The organism is Pseudomonas sp. 9.2(2024) (genome assembly GCF_039695385.1).
Lineage (GTDB): Bacteria > Pseudomonadota > Gammaproteobacteria > Pseudomonadales > Pseudomonadaceae > Aquipseudomonas > Aquipseudomonas paraglycinae.
This window is the reverse complement of the sequence record NZ_CP155585.1, coordinates 1956438-1975428: the sequence shown is the minus strand read 5'-3', so window position 1 is coordinate 1975428 and position 18991 is coordinate 1956438. Positions and strand designations below refer to the sequence as shown.

13 protein-coding genes are annotated in these 18991 nt (G+C 61.5%); all 13 read right to left on the bottom strand.

Annotated elements, in window-relative coordinates:
• Positions 1–27: 27 nt before the first annotated feature.
• The 13 genes from pseC to ABFB52_RS08785 all read right to left on the bottom strand — a co-directional run bounded on the left by pseC (position 28) and on the right by ABFB52_RS08785 (position 18978).
• Positions 28–1185: a UDP-4-amino-4,6-dideoxy-N-acetyl-beta-L-altrosamine transaminase gene (gene pseC / locus ABFB52_RS08845; protein ID WP_129973391.1), complete on the bottom strand. Its 1158-nt coding sequence runs from the start codon at positions 1183–1185 to the stop codon at positions 28–30.
• Positions 1182–2183 (bottom strand): UDP-N-acetylglucosamine 4,6-dehydratase (inverting), encoded by a 1002-nt coding sequence (pseB, locus tag ABFB52_RS08840; protein ID WP_129973390.1) that lies wholly within the window; start codon positions 2181–2183, stop codon positions 1182–1184. Before pseB ends, pseC begins: the two co-directional genes overlap by 4 nt.
• Before the next feature lie 30 nt (positions 2184–2213).
• On the bottom strand, positions 2214–5129 hold the full coding sequence (locus ABFB52_RS08835; protein ID WP_129973389.1) for a TIGR00180 family glycosyltransferase: 2916 nt from the start codon (positions 5127–5129) through the stop codon (positions 2214–2216).
• A gap of 55 nt (positions 5130–5184) precedes the next feature.
• Complete coding sequence (locus tag ABFB52_RS08830) at positions 5185–5922, bottom strand: cephalosporin hydroxylase family protein (RefSeq protein ID WP_065260791.1); 738 nt, start codon at positions 5920–5922, stop codon at positions 5185–5187.
• A gap of 17 nt (positions 5923–5939) precedes the next feature.
• The gene (locus ABFB52_RS08825) at positions 5940–7013 is read right to left on the bottom strand and encodes a class I SAM-dependent methyltransferase (protein ID WP_129973388.1); all 1074 of its coding nucleotides are present in this window, start codon (positions 7011–7013) and stop codon (positions 5940–5942) included.
• On the bottom strand, positions 7010–7861 hold the full coding sequence (locus ABFB52_RS08820; protein WP_129973387.1) for an NAD(P)-dependent oxidoreductase: 852 nt from the start codon (positions 7859–7861) through the stop codon (positions 7010–7012). Before ABFB52_RS08820 ends, ABFB52_RS08825 begins: the two co-directional genes overlap by 4 nt.
• Positions 7858–9084, bottom strand: a complete 1227-nt coding sequence (locus ABFB52_RS08815) for a class I SAM-dependent methyltransferase (protein ID WP_129973386.1) — start codon at positions 9082–9084, stop codon at positions 7858–7860. The genes ABFB52_RS08820 and ABFB52_RS08815 overlap by 4 nt, the downstream gene beginning before the upstream one ends.
• Positions 9081–9641 carry a dTDP-4-dehydrorhamnose 3,5-epimerase gene (gene rfbC / locus ABFB52_RS08810; RefSeq protein WP_129973385.1) on the bottom strand — a complete coding sequence of 187 codons (561 nt, stop codon included), beginning with the start codon at positions 9639–9641 and terminating at the stop codon, positions 9081–9083. Before rfbC ends, ABFB52_RS08815 begins: the two co-directional genes overlap by 4 nt.
• Positions 9638–10720 carry a CDP-glucose 4,6-dehydratase gene (gene rfbG, locus ABFB52_RS08805; RefSeq protein WP_129973384.1) on the bottom strand — a complete coding sequence of 361 codons (1083 nt, stop codon included), beginning with the start codon at positions 10718–10720 and terminating at the stop codon, positions 9638–9640. Before rfbG ends, rfbC begins: the two co-directional genes overlap by 4 nt.
• Positions 10702–11475, bottom strand: a complete 774-nt coding sequence (rfbF, locus tag ABFB52_RS08800) for a glucose-1-phosphate cytidylyltransferase (protein WP_007958332.1) — start codon at positions 11473–11475, stop codon at positions 10702–10704. The genes rfbG and rfbF overlap by 19 nt, the downstream gene beginning before the upstream one ends.
• 244 nt (positions 11476–11719) lie before the next feature.
• Complete coding sequence (locus ABFB52_RS08795) at positions 11720–13477, bottom strand: calcium-binding protein (protein ID WP_129973383.1); 1758 nt, start codon at positions 13475–13477, stop codon at positions 11720–11722.
• Between the two features lie 218 nt (positions 13478–13695).
• A complete protein-coding gene (locus ABFB52_RS08790) occupies positions 13696–17289 on the bottom strand; it encodes a glycosyltransferase (RefSeq protein ID WP_129973382.1) in 3594 nt (1197 codons plus the stop codon).
• A 117-nt stretch (positions 17290–17406) separates the two neighbouring features.
• The gene (locus tag ABFB52_RS08785) at positions 17407–18978 is read right to left on the bottom strand and encodes a flagellar hook-associated protein 3 (RefSeq protein ID WP_102717454.1); all 1572 of its coding nucleotides are present in this window, start codon (positions 18976–18978) and stop codon (positions 17407–17409) included.
• Positions 18979–18991 lie beyond the last annotated feature (13 nt).

The window sequence follows — 18991 nt, the reverse complement described above, 5'->3', positions numbered from 1 at the left end:
GTTTTCCATCCACCGCCGCGGCGGCAATCATTCAGTCAACCGACGCAATTGCTCGACCACGTAGTCCTGCTGCTGATCGCTCAGCAACGGAAACAGCGGCAGGCTGATCGCTTCGGCGTAATAACGCTCGGCTTCGGGGAAGTCACCTTCGGCAAAACCCAAGTCACGATAGTACGGCTGCAGATGCACCGGAATGTAGTGCAGGTTCACGCCGATGCCGGCGGCACGCAAGCCTTCGAACACCTGACGGTGACTGAGGCTGATGCGCTCGGTCTGCAAACGCACCACATAAAGATGCCAGGCCGATTCGGCCTCCGGCTGGAGGCTCGGCACAGTCACCGGCAAGTACGCCAGCAAGCGGTCGTAACGCTCGGCCAGTTCCCGACGCCGGGCGATGAACTCGTCCAGCTTGCTCAGCTGCGACAGGCCCAGCGCGGCTTGCAGATCGGTGATCCGGTAATTGAACCCCAGCTCGACCTGCTGGTAGTACCACGGGCCGTGGCTGGGCTCGGTCATCTGCTGCGGATCGCGGGTCATGCCGTGGCTGCGCAGGCGTTGCAGCCGCTCGGCCAGCTCCGGGCGATTGGTCAGCACCATGCCGCCTTCGCCGCTGGTGATGATCTTCACCGGATGAAAACTGAACACGGTCATCGCGGCAAATTCACCGCAACCCACAGGGCGTCCCGCATAGGACGCACCGACCGCGTGAGAGGCGTCTTCGATCACCGTGAAGTTGTAGCGCTCGGCCAGTTCGGCAATTCGCCGCATGTCGCAGCTCTGCCCGGAGAACGCCACCGCCACCAGCACTTTGGGCAAGCTGCCGTCGCGCTCGGCGGCATCGAGTTTGCTCGCCAGAACTTCAGCATCGAGGTTCCAGGTCAGCGGGTCGATGTCCACGAAATCAACGTCGGCACCGCAATAACGGCCGCAGTTGGCCGACGCGAGAAAGGTGTTCGGCGTGGTCCACAAGCGGTCGCCAGCGCCGAGCCCCGCCGCCAGACAGGCAATGTGCAGCGCCGCCGTGGCGTTGCACACCGCCACGGCGAAATCGGCCTGGCAACGCTCGGCCATCGCCTGCTCGAAGCGTTCGATGGTCGGCCCCTGGGTCAACCAGTCGGACTGCAACACCTCGACAACCGCGTCGATGTCCGTCTGGTCGAGGCTTTGCCGACCGTAGGGAATCATACCGACAGCTTCGCGTGCAGGTCGGCGATCTGCCCCACCGAGAGGAAGTGCGGGTTGGTGTCGGAGCGGTACTCGAAATCTTCGCCGACCGGCACGCCACGCTCACCGAGTTTGTCCTCGGAGAAATCCACGTCGACGCTGGTGAAACGGATCGACGGCTGGATGGTGTAGTGATCGGCGAACTCCAGGGTCATCCGCGCATCGTCCAGCGGCACCATCAGCTCGTGCAGCTTCTCGCCCGGACGAATGCCGACGTTCTTGTGCGGCAGATGCTCGGCCATGCCACGCGCGAGATCGACCACGCGAATCGACGGGATCTTCGGCACGAACACTTCGCCGCCGTGCATCCGCGCAAAGCTGTCGAGCACGAATTGCACGCCGTGATCGAGGGTGATCCAGAACCGGGTCATGCGCTCATCGGTGATCGGCAGCTCTGTCGCGCCGTCGGCGATGAGCTTGCTGAAGAACGGCACCACTGACCCGCGCGAACCAGCCACGTTGCCGTAGCGCACCACGGCGAAACGCGTCTGCTGTTCACCGGCGATGTTGTTGGCCGCGACGAACAACTTGTCCGACAGCAACTTGGTGGCGCCGTACAGGTTGATCGGGCTCGCGGCCTTGTCGGTGGACAGCGCGACGACTTTCTTCACGCCGTTGTCGATGGCGGCGGCGATGATGTTTTCCGCGCCGTTGACGTTGGTGCGGATGCATTCGGTCGGGTTGTATTCCGCCGCCGGCACCTGCTTCAACGCCGCGGCATGCACCACGTAATCGATGCCGCGCATGGCCTGGCGCAGACGATCGGCGTCGCGCACGTCACCGAGGAAGTAACGCATGCACGGCGCGTTGAACGTCTGCTGCATTTCGTATTGCTTGAGCTCATCCCGGGAGAACACCACCACGCGCTTGGGCTGGTATTGCTCGAGCAGGCGCGCGATAAACTTGCGCCCGAACGAGCCGGTGCCGCCGGAGATGAAAATCGACTTACCGTTGAACATGTTCTGATTCCTGTTCCCTGCCCGGCAGGCTCAAGCGAGCAACTGTGCCCAATTGATCGAGGTATTTTCGCCCAGGGTAAAGCCTTTGCCGTTCAGCGCCAGGTTGGCGTTGTAGGCCGGATCCTGCGCAAAGGCCGTGCTCCATTTTTCACGCAAGGCCGCCAGGGCTTGCGGTGCCTGCGGCAGCTCGCCGGTGTGCAGCACCTGCACCAGTGGCGTCCACACATTGAGATAGCCGGCCTGACCCGCCTTCAGGCACAGGTCGACATCGCTGAAGCCGTCAGCGAACGTCACTTCATCGAGACCGCCCAGCGCATTGAACAGCTCTTTGCCGATCATCAGGCAGACCTTGGACACGGCCGAGTAATTCTGCTCGACGGCCAGGCGCTGCATGTAACCCTCGGCGCTGTGCTTCTCGCCGATGAACGGCGAACCGACGCCATCGTTGAGACCGAGGATCAAGCCGGCCTGAGCAACCTTGCCGTCGCGGCTCACCAGTTTGCCACCGACGATGCCCACCTCCGGCCGCAGTGCGTGGTTGAGCAGCAAGTCGATCCAGTTCGGGTTGACCACCTCACTGTCCGCCGCCAACAGCACCAGATAATCGCCTTGCGCCTGCTCGCTGGCGGCGTTGCACAGCGCTGAGTCACACAACGGCTGATCGGCACGCAGCACGCGCACCTTGGCGTGCTGCAGGGAGCCCAGCCAATCGTTGACCTCGGCGGACGTATTCGGATTGGCCGCCACCAGGACCTCAAAGCGGCTGTAGCGGGTCTTGAGCACCACGCTTTCCAGGCAGCGCTGCAACGCACGCACATCATCGATGACCGGCACAATGATCGACACCAGCGGCTGCTCGGCATGACGATAATCAATCTGCCAGGTACCCGGCAGGGTCGAGTTGACCTTGGCCTTGTAGCCACGATTACCCAGATGGCGCAGCAAGGCCTGACGCTCGTGGGCATTCTCTTCCGGGGCCACTGCCTGAGTGATCAGCAAGGGTTCGTCAAGGTGTGCCAGACCGTCCAGACCACCCTGCTCGATGATGCGCAGCAGCAAGTCCAGTTCCAGCGCCTTGTTGAAGTCGGCCTGATAGCCACCCGCATCCAGCAGGACGTCGCGACGGACCAGCCAGTGACGCGCCATCAGCGACGGCACGCTTTGCAGCAGATCAAGATTGATACCCGGGCGGAACACGTCAACCAGCGCGCCGCTCTCCTGGCGCTGGATCTCGTCGGTGGCGACTGCACGTATCGGGGCCGCGTCCATCAGTTCCAGGCTGGCGCGCAACAAGCCGCTGGCGGTGAACTGATCGCCGGCCTGTGCCAGCAGCAGCCAGTCGCAAGGCGACTGCTGGGCACTCTGATTGAGCTTGTCGACAAAGTTGCTCTGGGTCACGCGGACAAAGTGCAGGGTGTTCTGCGCGGTGGTCGCGCTCGGCGCTTCACCGGTGGTGAACACGACAATCCTGAACGCTTTGCAGTGGCCCTCAAGCAGGCTGTCGAGCGAGACCTGCAACTTGTCGATGTCGTTATCCAGGTCCAGCAGGAAAATACCGAACTGCGGGCCGCCGCCGTTGACCGCCAGGTGACGGGCAATCGCCTGCGATTGTTCGGCGGACGGCTCGCGGGCAGCCAGCCACTTGAGCAGGCGACCGGACTTCGTTTTGTCGAACATGGCCTGCTGGTCATCGTCCGCAAACGCCTCGAGGCGAGCGATCCAGTCGTTCAGGGCATGCGCCGCTTCGTCCTCATCCGACGCCTGCAGTTGCGTCGACAGGCGTTTGACGACCGTCTGGTTGAACGCATTGAGGTCGTGCGCCTGCCACAACCGGTCAGTCACGCTTTCTGCCGTGTCGTTATTGCGCGCCTGCAGCAAGTGCGCCTGACGCGTCCATACGCCCTCCAGCCCTTCCAGCTGAATGCGACCGGCCGGCATGGCGTGAAGCATGAATTCGAACTGTTCCAGACGGTCGAAAAACGCCTGGTTGTAGAAGGGCATTTCGACGTACTGCAGCGGCCCGAAACGACGATCCGGCACCTTCTTTTCCTGACTCCAGACCGATTCGAAAATCAGTTCCGCGGTCAGTGCACGACCGCTGCGCAGGCTCTCGGCCATCGCGTCGAAACTTTCCAGCGCAAACGCTTTGGCCTGCGTGGCGTCCAGCCCTTCGATAGCGCAAGGCAACGAGGTGAGGAACTCGGCAAAGGCCTCTCGCTCGGCGACCGATTTGCTATCGACGTAGGTCAGCGAATGGAACACATCGGTGTTGTGCTCGGAGACGCCGTAGTTGATCTCGCGGACCACATAGGGAATCGGCAGAATCCGTGCCTTGGCACTGGCCAGCAGGAAATACACGTGGCCGATTTCCTGCCATTGAAAATTGGTGCCGGCCGGCAATGCCGAGTGCCAGGTTTTCATCAGGTCGGTACGCGTCACCGCATAGAACGGCGGGATGTACTGACTCATGTAATCGATAACCCGATCCTGAGCCCGCTCCGACGCGTAGTCTTCCTGAACCTTCTTGTCCCGACGGTAGTAGTTCACGCCGTTGGTCAGCGTCAGGTACATCAGGCAATAGCCGTGGCACATGCCATAGTCCTGGTTCGCGTGCAGGAAGCTCACGGACTCGGCCAGCGAATCGTGCAGGATGAAGTCGTCATCGGCTGCCAGCACCATGTACGGCGTGGTCAGTCGCTCGACACCGTAAGCCAGCTTGGCCTGCATGCCCCAGTAGGCAAACTGCGGCACGTGGTGATAATCAACGGCGGAAAAATCCCCCTCGGGCCGCTCGATCGTGGAGTCCAGCACCATGATTTTGCAGGGCAAGCTGCTGTAATACTTCACCGCCCGACGCAGGAACGCCGGACGATTGTGCGTAATCAGCACCACGGTCAACAGCTCGTTGAGCGGTAGTGTCAGTTCAGAACTGTACTTGCCTTGCATAACTTCTCTCCACAACCGGCGACTCGCCGAGACAACGCTTTGGTGATGTTGCGAATTAACGAACGCGACGCAGATAACCGTCCGGCGCCACGGTGATCAGCAGCTTGTTCTGCAACTGAACATCGATCTCGAAATCCTTGTTCTCTTCCAGGTATTTCCACACGGCGGTCTTCGGGTTGTCGCCCGGGCCCCATGGACGATCCGGGAAGAAATCGGCCGGCATGTCTTCAACCACGGTGTCCATCACCACGCAGTAGCTGTCGACCGAAACCAGTGGCGCGTAGAGGCGCAGCTCTTCGAGCACGTGGTCGTGGGTGTGGTTGGAATCGAGCACCAGAATGACTTTCTTGCCTTCAGCCGCCGCGCGAACCTGGGCGGCGATGGCCGGGTCGATGCTCGAACCTTCGATCATCTTGATGCGTTTGCTCATCGGGTGGCTTTCGATGGCTTCACGGTTGTGCGGACGGATGTCCAGATCGACGCCCAGCACTTCGCCGTGACCTTGCAGTTCCAGCAGGGAGGCGTAGTAGATGATCGAACCGCCGTGGGCGATGCCGCACTCGATGACCAGATCCGGCTTCACCTGCCAGATGATTTCCTGCATGGCCATCATGTCTTGCGGCAGCTGGATGATCGGACGGCCCATCCACGAGAAGTGGTAGCTGTACTTGTGTTTGGCCGATTCGTTGAAGAAATCGCGGGCCAGGCCCGTCAGTTTCTGGTCGTCACCCTGCTGGGCGATCTGCTCGCGGCACTCGGCTTCGAAGGCTTTGTTGATGCTGTTGTCGGTCATTTTCAAAATCTCAAGGGTCACTGGAACGAAGCGCTGTCGACGGCGTGATAGACGTAACGTCCACCGGTCATCCGCTTGATCTCTTCGAGGTAATTGGAATTCATCACAAACAGGTTGGCGCCCTCGGGCAAGGCGTCCATCGCCTCTTGCGGCGAGGACACCCGGGCGCCACTCAGGGGCAGGTAACGCCCCTGCTTGGCCGGGTTGATATCCACCACGCGATCCACCGCCACGCCGGCGCGTTGCAGGAACAGCGAATAGATCACGCCTTTGGACGAGGCGCCCCAGATCGCCGAACCCTGCTCGGGTGCACCCTGGATGATCTGCACCGCGCGCTCGAGGCTGGCGGTGAAATCGTCCGGCAACGCCAGGCGTGGCACCGGTTCTTCCGGGGTCAGGCGCAACGTGGCAAGGTCAGCGACGATGTACAGGTATTGGCCACCGAACAGGTGACCGGCCTCGTGCACGGTGCCGAACATCCGGCGCAGGTCATCGAGACGGAAGTAATTGACGTGCTCGTAGAACAAATCGAACCAGGCGCGGTGTTCGAGGATCCAGTCGAAGCACGGCACTTCGATGTAGATCTGCCCGCCACCCTGATTGGCTTCGGCGATCACCGCCAGAAAACCCAGCGGATCTTGAATGTGCTCCAGCACATGACGCAGCACGATGGCGTCCGCCTCCAGGCCCAGGCCTCGGGTGAACGGGGCCTTGATCACGTCGGCGTTCTCGCCCTCGTAGGCCGGATCGATGCCGGTGATGCGATAACCCAAGCCCTTGAGCAGCTCCAGGAAATAGCCTTTGCCGCAGCCGACTTCGATCAGTTCCTGACCCTTGAAGTGCCGGGCAATGATGCCTTCGACATCGCTCAGGTGCTTCTGGAACTGGCCGGAATGCGCCTGCTCGTTCTGGTAGTCGGCGTCGTAGCTGAGCTTGTCGGCGTCGAACGCCGCATTGAAGATCAGACCGCTGCGCTCATCCTGCACCAGCAACATGTCGGCGCGGGCCGAGGCCTTCGCCGATTCGGGATCGGCAAAGGTGCGGTTCTGCAGCACCGGCAGGTCGGTGACCCGATACAACTCGTGCCTCATTGCGGCTCTCCCAATAACTGTTGCAAGCGCTCGGTCACCGCCCAGAACGCCAGCGGCTCGTGGGTCGGATACGGATAGTGGCCGAGGTTCAGGCCAATGGTCGCGCCGCGCTCTTGCACGCGCTGTTCGACCAGCGCCCGCACCGAAACCGGCTGGCCGCTGGCGCAGTTGATCGTGCCGTCGAAATCGCGTTGGTGCAGGATCGCGGCGAGATGAGCGGCAGCGGTTTCAATTGCCAGAAAATCGCGCAGCTGTTCACCGGCCGACATGTTGAACGTCGCATCGCCGGCATCGATTGCCCGGTCCAGCGCCGCCAACAGACTGTTGGGGTTCTGTCCGGCGCCGTGCAGGTAGAACAGCCGTGCCCATTGCAGGGTGAACGGATGCTCCTGCTGCAGATGTTGCAAAAACAGGTGCAGCGTGTGTTTGGCCAGACCGTAAGGATTGGCCGGCTGCGCGTCGTTCTGTTCGCTCAACGGGCCGCTCTGCATGCCGTACTCGAAACAGGTGCCGGTCACCAGCACCAGCTTCACGCCCGCCTCTACCGCGCCTTTGATGAAGCGATAGTCGGCCATCAGGTTGTGCTCGAAATGGAACAACGCCCGATAGTTCGGCAACCCCGGCCAGGCCAGGTGCGCGAGTGCATCGACACCCTCGGTCAGCGCGCCGATATCCAGATCCGCCGCGTGAATATCCGCGCTCACGAACTCGACGTCCTTGATCCACGGCATGTCCGCGGCTTTCTGCGCGTCGCGCGCAACCGCCCGCACCGTGCAGCCACGGGCCAGCAACGCTGCGACCAGATGGCGACCGACGAAGCCGGTAGCGCCAGTGACCAAAACCTTCACAGCACGCTCAACTCAGGCACGGCGATCACGAAGCGACCGTCCCACTGACGCACTTGGGCCAGTTGCTGACTGACTTCGTGCAGCAGGTTCCACGGCAGCACCAGCACGTAATCCGGCTTCTCGATATCGATCTGCGCCGGCGCGACAATCGGGATGCGGCTACCCGGCAGAAACTTGCCCTGCTTGTGCGGGTTGGCATCGGCGACCCAGGCCAGCAGATCCGGTTTGACCCCGGCGTAGTTGAGCAAGGTGTTGCCCTTGGCAGCAGCGCCGTAACCGACCACACGCTTGCCGTCGGCCTTGGCCTGCAACAGAAAACGCAGCAGATCATGCTTGATACGTTCGGCAGCCGGCGCCAGCGTCGCGTAGTACCCGGTGGTTTTCACCCCGGCGTCGAGTTCGGCCTGCAACTGCTGTTGCACGGCCGGCTGCACGGCGCGGCGTTCGCCGTCCTTGCGCTGGACGAACACCCGCAGCGACCCGCCATGGGTGGTCAGCTGGCTGACGTCGAACACTTCCAGGCCATTGCGTTCGCACAGGGTCTGCACGGCAGTCAGGGACAGGTAGGAATAGTGTTCGTGATAAAGCGTGTCGAACTGCGCGCCGGCCATCAGCGTCAGCAGTTGCGGGAATTCGAAGGTGGCGACGCCGGTCGGCTTGAGCAGCGTGGCGAAACCGCCGAGGAAATCGTTGATGTCCGGCACGTGAGCCAGCACGTTGTTGGCGGCCATCAGGTCGGCGGCCCAGCCTTCGCTTTTCAGCTGTGCGGCGGTGTCGCGACCGAAGAACAGTTCACGGATCTCCAAGCCTTTTTCCCGTGCCGCCTGCGCGGTGCTGCGGGTCGGCTCGACGCCCAGGCATTGAATGCCGCGACCGGCCACGTATTGCAGCAGGTAACCGTCGTTGGCCGCGACTTCCACCACGCGGCTGTCGGCGGTCAGGCCGAAACGCTCGACCATCTCGGCCACATAACGCTCGGCGTGGGCCAGCCAGGTGCTGGAGAACGAACTGAAGTAGGCGTACTCGGCATCGAACAGGCTGTCGGCGGAGGTGTAATCCTCGGTCTGGACCAGCCAGCATTGCTCGCACACGGCGACCTTCAGCGGCACCCATTGTTCGGCCTGCTCCAGCCGATCGGCATGCACATAGGCGTTGGACGGTGGCGAGGTGCCGAGGTCGATCAGCGGCAGGCTCAGCGGTGCGGCGCACCCACGGCAGTTCATAGACGCACTCCAGCAAAGTGTTGATCGAGCGCGGGATGGCTGGAATCACGCGCTGACAAATTATTGACAGGCAACGGCCAGGCAATCGCCAGCCGTGGATCGTTCACCGACAGGCCGCCCTCGTGCTCCGGCGCGTAATCGGCGCTGTGCAGATAAAGCAGTTCGGCGTCTTCGGTGAGGGTCTGGAAACCGTGAGCGAAACCGGCCGGAATCAGCAGGCTGCGTCCGTCACCGGCCTTCAGGTGCTCGGCGTGCCAGTGCAGGAAGGTTTCCGAGTCCGGGCGCAGGTCTACCGCCACGTCCCACACCTCACCGCGCAGGCAGGTGATCAACTTGGCTTCCGGCGCGTTGGCGTTCTGGTAATGCAGACCGCGCACGCTGCCCTTCTCGCGGGTGCAGGAATGGTTGATCTGGCGGATGTGAAATTCGCTGCCGAACGCCTTCAGGCTGCCTTCACAGAACAGCCGGGCGAAGTGCCCGCGCTGATCTTCGAAGCGTTTGTGCTGGACGCTGAACAACCCGGCCAGCGGCAACTCTTTCAAAGAAAACTCGCTCACAGCGCGCCCCGGTACAGGTTCAGTTGGCCGAGGGTCACGGTGCGCATGTCGTCGCCGTTCTGCCACGCCAGATGCCAGTCGAGGGTCTGGGTCAGGCATTGCTGCAACGTCCAGCGCGGTTGCCAGCCCAGCACCTGACGGGCGCGGCTGCTGTCCAGGCGCAGCAGACCGGCTTCGTGCAGGTCACTCTTTTCGAGGCGCAGGCCACGGGCCTGAGGCCAGCGGTTGGCGAGCAGTTCGACCACTTCGCCGACGCTGCACATGTCCGCCTCACCCGGGCCGAAGTTCCACGCGCCAGCATATTCCGGGCCGTCTTCATAGAGGCCGGCGGCCAATTGCAGGTAGCCGGCCAGCGGCTCCAGCGCGTGCTGCCACGGGCGCACGGCTTGCGGGTAACGCAGGGTCACCGGCTCGTCGGCCGACCAGGCTTTCAGTACATCGGGTATCAGCCGTTCAGGGGCGAAATCACCGCCGCCCAACACGTTGCCGGCGCGCGCGGTGGCCAGGGCCAGACCGTGCTCGGCGTACTTGTCGGCCGAGAAGAACGATGCCGCGTAAGACTGCGCCAGCAACTCGCAGCAGGCCTTGCTGCTGCTGTAAGGGTCATGGCCACCGAGAGCTTCGTCTTCGCGGTACGGCCACAGCCATTCCTTGTTGGCGTAGACCTTGTCGGTGGTCACCAGCACGCAGGCCCGCACGCAACCGACCTGGCGAATCGCTTCGAGCAGGTTGAGGGTGCCCATGACGTTGCTCGAATAAGTGCCGAGCGGATCACGATAACCCTCACGCACCAGCGGCTGGGCCGCCAGATGCAGGACGATCTCCGGCTCGGTGTCGGCGATGATCTCGAGCAAGGCGCCCAGATCACGCAGGTCGCCGCGCTGATCGTTGATGCCTTCGCTCACGCGCGCCAGTTCGAACAGGCTCGGCTCGGTCGACGGGTCGAGGGAAAAACCGCTGACTTGCGCGCCGAGGCTTTGCAGCCACAGGGTCAGCCAGCTGCCCTTGAAACCGGTGTGGCCGGTGACCAGAACCCGCTTGCCGCGCCAGAACTCAGGACTCAGGCCCATTGTTTCCATGGGGCCTCCCCGCTCTGCCACAGCGCTTCGAGGTGGTTCTTGTCGCGCAGGGTGTCCATCGGATGCCAGAAGCCTTCGTGCTCGAAGGCTTTCAGTTGTTCGTCCTGGGCCAGGCGAGCCAATGGCTCCGCTTCCCAGGTAGTTTCGTCGCCAGCGATATACGACAGCACTTTTGGCGACAGCACGAAGAAGCCGCCATTGATCCAGCCGCCGTCGCCGCGCGGTTTTTCGGTGAAGCCGAGGACCTGATCGCCATGCCGTTCGAGGGCGCCGTAGCGGCCCGGCGGCTGCACGGCGGTGACCGTAGCCAGACGGCCGTGGCCCTTGTGGTAGTCGACCAGCTGCGCAATGTTGATGTCGGAGACGCCGTCGCCGTAGGTAAAGCAGAACGCCTCTTCATCCTTGAGGTAACGGCCGGCACGCAGCAGACGGCCACCGGTCATGGTTTCCTCGCCTGTGTCGATCAGGGTGACGCTCCACGGCTCGCTGTAGTTCTGGTGAACGTCCATGCGGTTGTTGCGCATGTCGAACGTGACGTCGGAGGTGTGCAGGAAGTAGTTGGCGAAGAAGTCCTTGATCGCGTAGCCCTTGTAGCCGAGGCAGATCACGAAGTCGTGGATTCCGTGGGCGGAATACTGCTTCATGATGTGCCAGAGAATTGGCTTGCCGCCGATCTCGATCATTGGCTTGGGCTTGAGGTGCGACTCTTCACTGATGCGCGTGCCGAGGCCACCCGCCAAAATAACTGCCTTCATCGTCTCCCCTCTTCTACGTCACAGGGCTTGGCCTCGCTGTTGCAGGCCTTTGCGGCTGAACCTTTGCCAGTCCGGGCGCAGGTGAATGACCGCGAGCGCTCGTTTTATGGCGATTTGAGGGGGACTTGCAGGAAACGCGCCAGCTCCGCCAGCCCTGCGTCGGCGGGAAATCCGGACATGAAAAAGGGATGAGTCCGTTGCCGGAATCATCCCTTCATCAAGCTACTTCAATCAATCGGGCGGATCAGCCAAACATCGCGAACCCATCGATCATGGCCGGCAGGTCATAGACCTGGCCGTCAGCGGTCTGCAGATGCTCGATGTTGTTGTACCCACCCACATACCAGTCCACCAGCTTCACGCCATTGGCCGGCACACCGCTGCTGCCGTCATTGGCACCGTGCAGGTAGGCATCGTCGCCGACACGCGTGACGCTCAACTGACTGAGGTTGGCAATGGTGTTCATGATCAGGGTGTCGTTGTAGCTGCTGGCCATATCCTGAATGGATACCAGGCCGGGGGCATTCACCACATAGGTGTCATCGCCATCGCCACCAATCAGCGTATCGTTCTGCGGCGCCTCGCCATCCAGACCGGATGCCAGGCCGCCATAAAGAATGTCCGCACCCCCGCCACCCTGAATGAAATCGTCGCCAGCTCCGCCTTCCAGAATGTTGTCGCCCCAATCACCTTGCAGCACATCATTGAAATCGCTGCCACGCAGGTTTTCGATGTCGATGTACGTGTCGTAGAGGGCGATACCGCTCTGCGGGCCCCAGCCGAGGGAGGCGCTCAAACCCTCATTGCTGTCTTCGTAGCTGACGGTGTCGACACCGGCTCCGCCTTCGAAGCGATCGGCACCCGCGCCGCCGTACAGGACGTCATTGCCGGCGCCCGACACGATGACGTTGTCCCCGTCATTACCGTAGCCCGTGAAGTCTGCGGTGCCGGTGAACGTCATTTTTTCAATGAACGGATCCATGTGCATCGACGACAGGCTGGTGTACACGTGGTCGGTACCACCAAAGAGGTCCGTCTCGACGATGCTCACACCGGCGCTGTTGATGATGTACACATCGTCGCCTCTTCCGCCTTCCAGCGTCACGCCCGCGACGTTGGCGGTGAATCGGTCATCGAACGAAGTACCGATGACTTTCTCGACATTCAGCAACGTGACATCCGCACCTGCTTGCTGACCAATGCCGATACTGACGCCATCAAAGGAGTGACGGTAGCTCACGGTGTCGTAGCCATCGGCGCCATCCACGATCATGGCGTTATCGAGCAGATACACCACGTCATCGAAATTCGATCCCTGAATCGCCTCGATGCCGGTGAAGGTGTCGCCAGCGGCGATGGTCAATGCGTCGTAGTTCTCGAAGTCCTGGACTCTCACACCCTCGAGGCTGTCGGAATAGCTGACAGTATCGAAACCTTCGCCACCCACGAAGTGATCAGCGCCGGCGCCACCCCACAGCCAGTCATTACCCGCGCCACCGATGATCTCGTTGTCACTGGCATTGCCGTAACCCTTGAAATCGCCGGTACCGGTGAAGGTAAGCTTCTCGATGAACGGGTCCATCTTGGCGGTATTCAGGCTGGTGCGCAGTTCGTCGTAGCCACCGTTGTTTTCTTCAATCAGGGACACGCCTTCGGCAGTGACGTTGTACACGTCATCACCGCCACTGCCGTCCAGCGTCACGCCACCCACGGAAGAGGTAAAGGTGTCGTTGTAGAAACTGCCGACCACCTTCTCCACCGACACCAGCGTGTCGACCTTGCCATCGGCCCCGGTGACCGTAACGGCGCCAGCGCCAACCTCGACACCGACTCCCGAACTCATGCCGTAATAGGTCGCCGTATCAAACCCTTCACCGCCGTCCAGCACGTCCGATCCCCCGCTGGCCAACAGTTGATCATCCGACTCCATTCCATAGAGTTCGTCATTGTCCTGGGTGCCAATCAGGACATCTGCTTCAATCGATCCATTTACGATTGCCATTTGCTTCTTCCTTGCCTTGTTATGAATCTGTCCCTGCGTGCGTGGCGATCACACCCCGCCACAGCACACTGATAAATCGCGGAATACGTTGATATCGACAGGGAAAAACCAAAGCTTTAATCCGCGCACACATTCGTCGGCATTTAATGTAAATACGCATTTCACGGCCGAAAAAAAAGCGACCTTCAGGTCGCCTTTTTTCGGTTGTCGAGCGCGGCTCAGTCCGCCAGCCAGCCATATTCCCAATACCGCAGGTTATCGCCGCGCAGCACGTAGTCACGCAGGACCACCTCGCGCAACTCGTCACCCATTCGGTAGCTGGCATCCGGATCGGCCAGGTGCATGCGGATCGCCTGCAGCCACTCGTCCGTGCTGTTGGTCTTGATCCGGGTGCACGGCAGATAACCGCGATACGCTTCGGTGTCCGTGCAGATCACCGGATAACCGCAGGCACCGTATTCCAACAGCCGCAGGTTGCTCTTGCAGTCGTTGAATACGTGGAATTCCAGCGGCGCCAGGGCCAGGTCAAGGTTCAGGCTGGCCAGTTTCGCCGGATAGATTTCCAGATCGATCACACCGTGGAATTCATGCATGTACGGAAGCAGATCGTCCGGGCACATGCCGAAGAATACCCAGTCGACTTCGTCGGCCAGCTCGCGCACCACATCGGCGATGACGGCCAGGTCACCGTGGTGACTGGTGCCGCCACCCCAACCGACCCGCGGTTTTTTCGAGGTACGGCGCTGACTGCGCAAGTGACTCCACAAGTCCTTGGACAGCATGTTCGGTACGACACGAATGTCGTGATGCATGTCCGACAGCACGTTAGCCAATGGCTGGGTCGACACGACCACTCGATCACACAGACCAATGGCGCGTCGCACCATACGCTCCATGTCCTGCTTGCTCGGCATGTTGCGGATATGCGCATTGCGATGGGGAACGTCGATGACATAGTCATCGAGCTCGAAGATGCGCCGCGCATTGAAATACTTTTTCAGCGGAGGGATTTCATCGATGGCGTGTTCCGAATAGCGCCCTTGCAACACGATCACATCGGGCGACTGACGCTCGATATCGATGATCGACGGCAAGCCGTAGCAAATGCGCCCCTCGACCCGGTTGGCCGCCTGCAGCTCGATCATCGGCTGACTCATGCGGTAGTGCCCGATGGCAGAGGCGTTGATCGGCACCACCAGCACATTCGGCAACTGCGCCCTGGAAAAGGCACTCCACCCAGTACGCAAGCCAGGTTCCAGACTGAAGTTGGTGGCACCCACACCCTGCAGCGTCAGGTTGGTGTTGTAGGCCGGGTCGCGTGCAATGGTCGGCAACCAGCGCTGGTAGAACGTGTCCCTTTCCTCGGCGAGCAGCGCTTCGTCTTCCGCCGTCGCCGCAGCGCTTGGGCGCGCGCCCACCGCCAGCACGGCATGGGGACTCATCACCACCAGGTAGCCTTCGCGGCCAACCCGCAAGCACAGATCCACGACATTCAGCGACTGCTTCAGGTCCTGCTCGTCGAGCCCACCCGCAGCGTCGAAAACCGACTTGCGAATCATCAGGCAATCGCCGCCGACAGCACTCAGGTTATGGACCGCCTGCAGGCGGAACATGTACCCGTCCGACTGCATGGGCTGGCCATAGAACGGCAGCCCGACCGGCCCGTTCAAACCGAGAATCAGGCCAGCATGCAGCACCCCGCCGTCGGGATTGAACAGCTTGGCACCGACCACCCCGACTTCCGGGCGCTGCGCATGGTTGAGCAGTTCATCGAGCCAGTCGGCCTGGGTAATCACCGCAAAGGCGTTGAGCAGCAACACATACTCGCCACGCGCCTGGCTGATCACAAAGTTGTGCACAGCGGCGGCATTGCCCTGTTGCGGATAGCTCAGCACGCGGATCCGGTCGCTGCCCAGTTGCGCCATGCCGTCCAGCCATACCCGCGCTTCAGCGCTTTCGCTGCCGTTGTCGACCAACAGCAATTCGTACTCGGTATAAGCGGTCTTTTCCAGCAGCGTTTCCACACAGCGCTGCACGGCAGCAGTCTGGTCCTGAGTGACAATGACCACCGACACCAGCGGGCGTCGGGCGTGGTGATAATCCACGCGATTCAGCAGCTCGCTGCCACCACGACGGATTTCATGGACAATCCCCAGCCGTTGCAGATGCGCTTCGAGAATTCGTGGACTTTGCGCAACGACACCCGATTCGGTCAGCCATTGGGAAAGATCAAATTTGGACTCCAGCAGCACTTCAGCAATGTGTCCCACAACGTTCAGGCCGTCGCTCTCGACCATCCGCCACAGCACATCATGGGGGGCCAGCTCGGCAAACGCCGGTGCAAAGCCGCCGAGCGCCAGAAAGCGCTCGCGCTTGAACGCCAGGGCGCGCCCGACGTAGGGATAACTGCGCATGAGATCCAGATTGAAGTCCGGCTTGAACGCAGGCTCCGCCGATTCGCCGGTGCGCAGGCTACCCTCGTCGCTGTAAAGACAGGTCAGGGTCTGGCTGTGCGCGATCCGGTCGGCCATGACCAACAACGCCGGCGCAACGAGGCAATCACCTGGCTGCAATAGATAGAACCAGTCGGCGCCTTCGAGCTGCGGCAGCAGTGTGTTGATCTGTTCCAGCCCGTCATCCTGCAACGGCATGTGAAACACGCGCCCATCGAGGGTCGCCTCGTTGCACAGAACGGACAGCACCAGGATCAGCTCTGGCGGGTAATCCTGGGCAGCGAGCGCCTCCAGTGTGCGCTCCAGACCATCGCGACTGCCCTGCCGGTCAATGATGATCGGCACGATTCGCGGCTGCTGCGGCCAGCTGGCAAGCGTTTCCGGCAACCAGTGGCGCTGCTGTTCGGTGAGCACCCGGCATGCCAGCCACTGCGCGTAGAGTTCGCCGAAGCTGAAGCTGTTGACGCCTACGCCCCATTCCTGACGGCTCTGTTTGGAGCCAAGGGTTCGGCTCAGGGGCAGCTCTTGCCACACCCGGGGCGACTCTTCGACACGGGTCAGCGGCACATAGCGCACCCACCCCGGCGCAGGCGCCGACTCACCACTGCGCGCCTTGAGCATTTGCGAAATCCATTCGCGCTCGACTTCTGCCGCATCCTTCATCGGTTGTTGCGCACTCAAACGCTCCGGGTAAAGACGTTCGGCGCTGAGTACGTTATTGGAAACCGCCAGGTTGCCACGCCGCAGCAGACAGACATACAGGGCAAAATCCAGCGTCGCGACGAAGCAGGCACCCTCCTCGGTCAACGCCGGCAAAAGCTCGACAACGTCGGCGCGGCGCATCAGCGCACTGCTGAATCCACCGAGAACGTTGACCGGGAATTTTTCAAAGATGCCCAGGACATCGTCGCCCTTGAGCAGTGCACTGACTGGCGACAACGGGGTGTTTTCAATACGCGCCGGCAGAATGATGTCGTTGGCATCCCAGAGCAGACGCTGAGCCACCACCAGGCTGACTTCGTCATGCCGCATTTCGTGGACCTGCTGCTCGATGCAAGCCGAATAGAGCAGATCGTCATCGCACAGGAACTTGATGAATTCGCCCTGCGCCTGCTCAAGACAGACCTTGAGGTTGTCGACCAGCCCCAGCGTCCGTGGATTGCGCACGTAGCGTACGGCCACGCCTGTCTGCTCGCTCACTGACGCTGTGATGTCCTGGATCTCGTTGCCGCGATTGTCATCGCACACAATGATTTCGAGATTGCCGTAATTCTGGCTCACGGCACTGTTCAAGGCCCGTTCGAAAAAACGCGGATTGAAGGCGGGGATGACGAGGCTGACAAGGGGGAGTGAATTCACGGCGGACTCGCAAGCGGCGGGAACCCGCCCGGAACAGCGAGCCCTTTGAAACCGCAAAAAAAGACGATTGATACAGAGCGGTCAGAGCAAGCGGGCGCTTGCGCGCCCGCTCAGGCTTCAGATCTTGTTGAACAGGCCCAACTGAGAGATTTTGCTGAACGCCAGTTGCGAGGCCTGCAGCATGGTCTGCTGCAAGGTCAGGCGGGTCATCACTTCGGCCGGATCCGAATCACGGATCGTGCCCTGAGTGGTGGAGTTTGCCAGCTGCAGGCTCTCGTTAGTGGTGTTCTGGTCATCCAGCGACAACCCACGGGCACCGATGGACGTCACCGCGCTGCCGATCTGATTGGCGGCGCTGTCGATGTTGCCGAGGCCGGCTTCCATGGCACCCTGGAATTTCTGCTTGGCCACCGGATCACCGTCGATCGGGGTGTTCAGCGCCGTGACCATCTGGCCCAGGGTGTCGAGCACGTTCTGGGTCTGGTGATTGTTGGACTGGATCGAGAACTGGTCACCGGCCGCCGGCGTACCACCGAGGGCGAAGGTCACGCCCGCTGCCGTGGCGTTGCCGCCAGCCACGGTACCCGACGAGATCGGCTTGCTGTCGGCAGTGACAGGCGCCGCGTACAGGTCGAACGCGGTGGCGCTGGTGAACTTCAGGACTGCGCCGCCACCCGACGGGAAAGCCGCGTCGTAGGCTGCCTGGTTGGTCACGCTGGAACCGGTGATGACCGCGGTCGACGGGTTGCCCGGGCTGCGCGAAGCGGTGAACGAGTCCGGCGAAGCCGACAGCTGGAAGCTATGACCGGCAATGACCGCGTCCGGGTTGGTATCGCCAGCCTTGAGGTTGATGTTCAACTTCATGTCGACGCCACGGAAGCTGACCGTCTGGTTGGCGCCGTTGCTGTTGCTGATCAGACCGTTCTGGCTGGCCTCGGAAGTCACGTCGTTGCCCAGGGCATCGGTGATCTTCAGCTGAGTGCTGCTGATGAAGTCCACGGTGTAAGGCTGACCGGCCGTAAACTTGGCGTTGTAGGTGGCGGCGGTGCCGACCGTACCGTTGGTCAGCACCACGCGACCGTCATCGACGGCCGGAGCCGTCATTGTGGTCTGGGTGCGGCTGGTGTTGATGGTCTGCTGGAACGCATCCCAACCGGTGGTGTTGGTGGCTACCGACAGGCCGTCGCCAATGCCCAGGTTGATCTGGGTCTGGTCACCGTTGTAGGTGTAGGTGCCATCGGCGTTCTGCGAGTACGGCGCGGTATCGGTCTTCGAGCCGGAGAACAGGTAGTTGCCGTTGGCATCCTTGGAGTTCATCAGGCCCAGCACTTGTTGCTGGATCTGGCTCAGTTCGGCGGCGTAAGCCTGGCGGTCCTTATCGGTGGCGATGCCGTTGTTGGCGGCCAGACCGATTTCCTTCGCGCGCTGCAAAGCAGTGGTGATGGAGTTCAGTGTGGATTCCTGAACGGTCAGCGCGCTCTTGGTGGTGTCGATGTTGCCTTTGTACTGATCAAGCATCGCGGCCTGCTGACCGAGCTTGAGCAAGCGACCGGCGCCGATCGGATCGTCGGCGGCGGTGTTGATGCGCTGCAGGCTGCTGGCTTCGTTCGCGGTCGCGACAGCCTTGCTGTAGTTGCGCTGATATTGAGCAGCTTGCGTCGCGTAATACTGAGCGGTGGAAATGCGCATGAATTACGGCTCC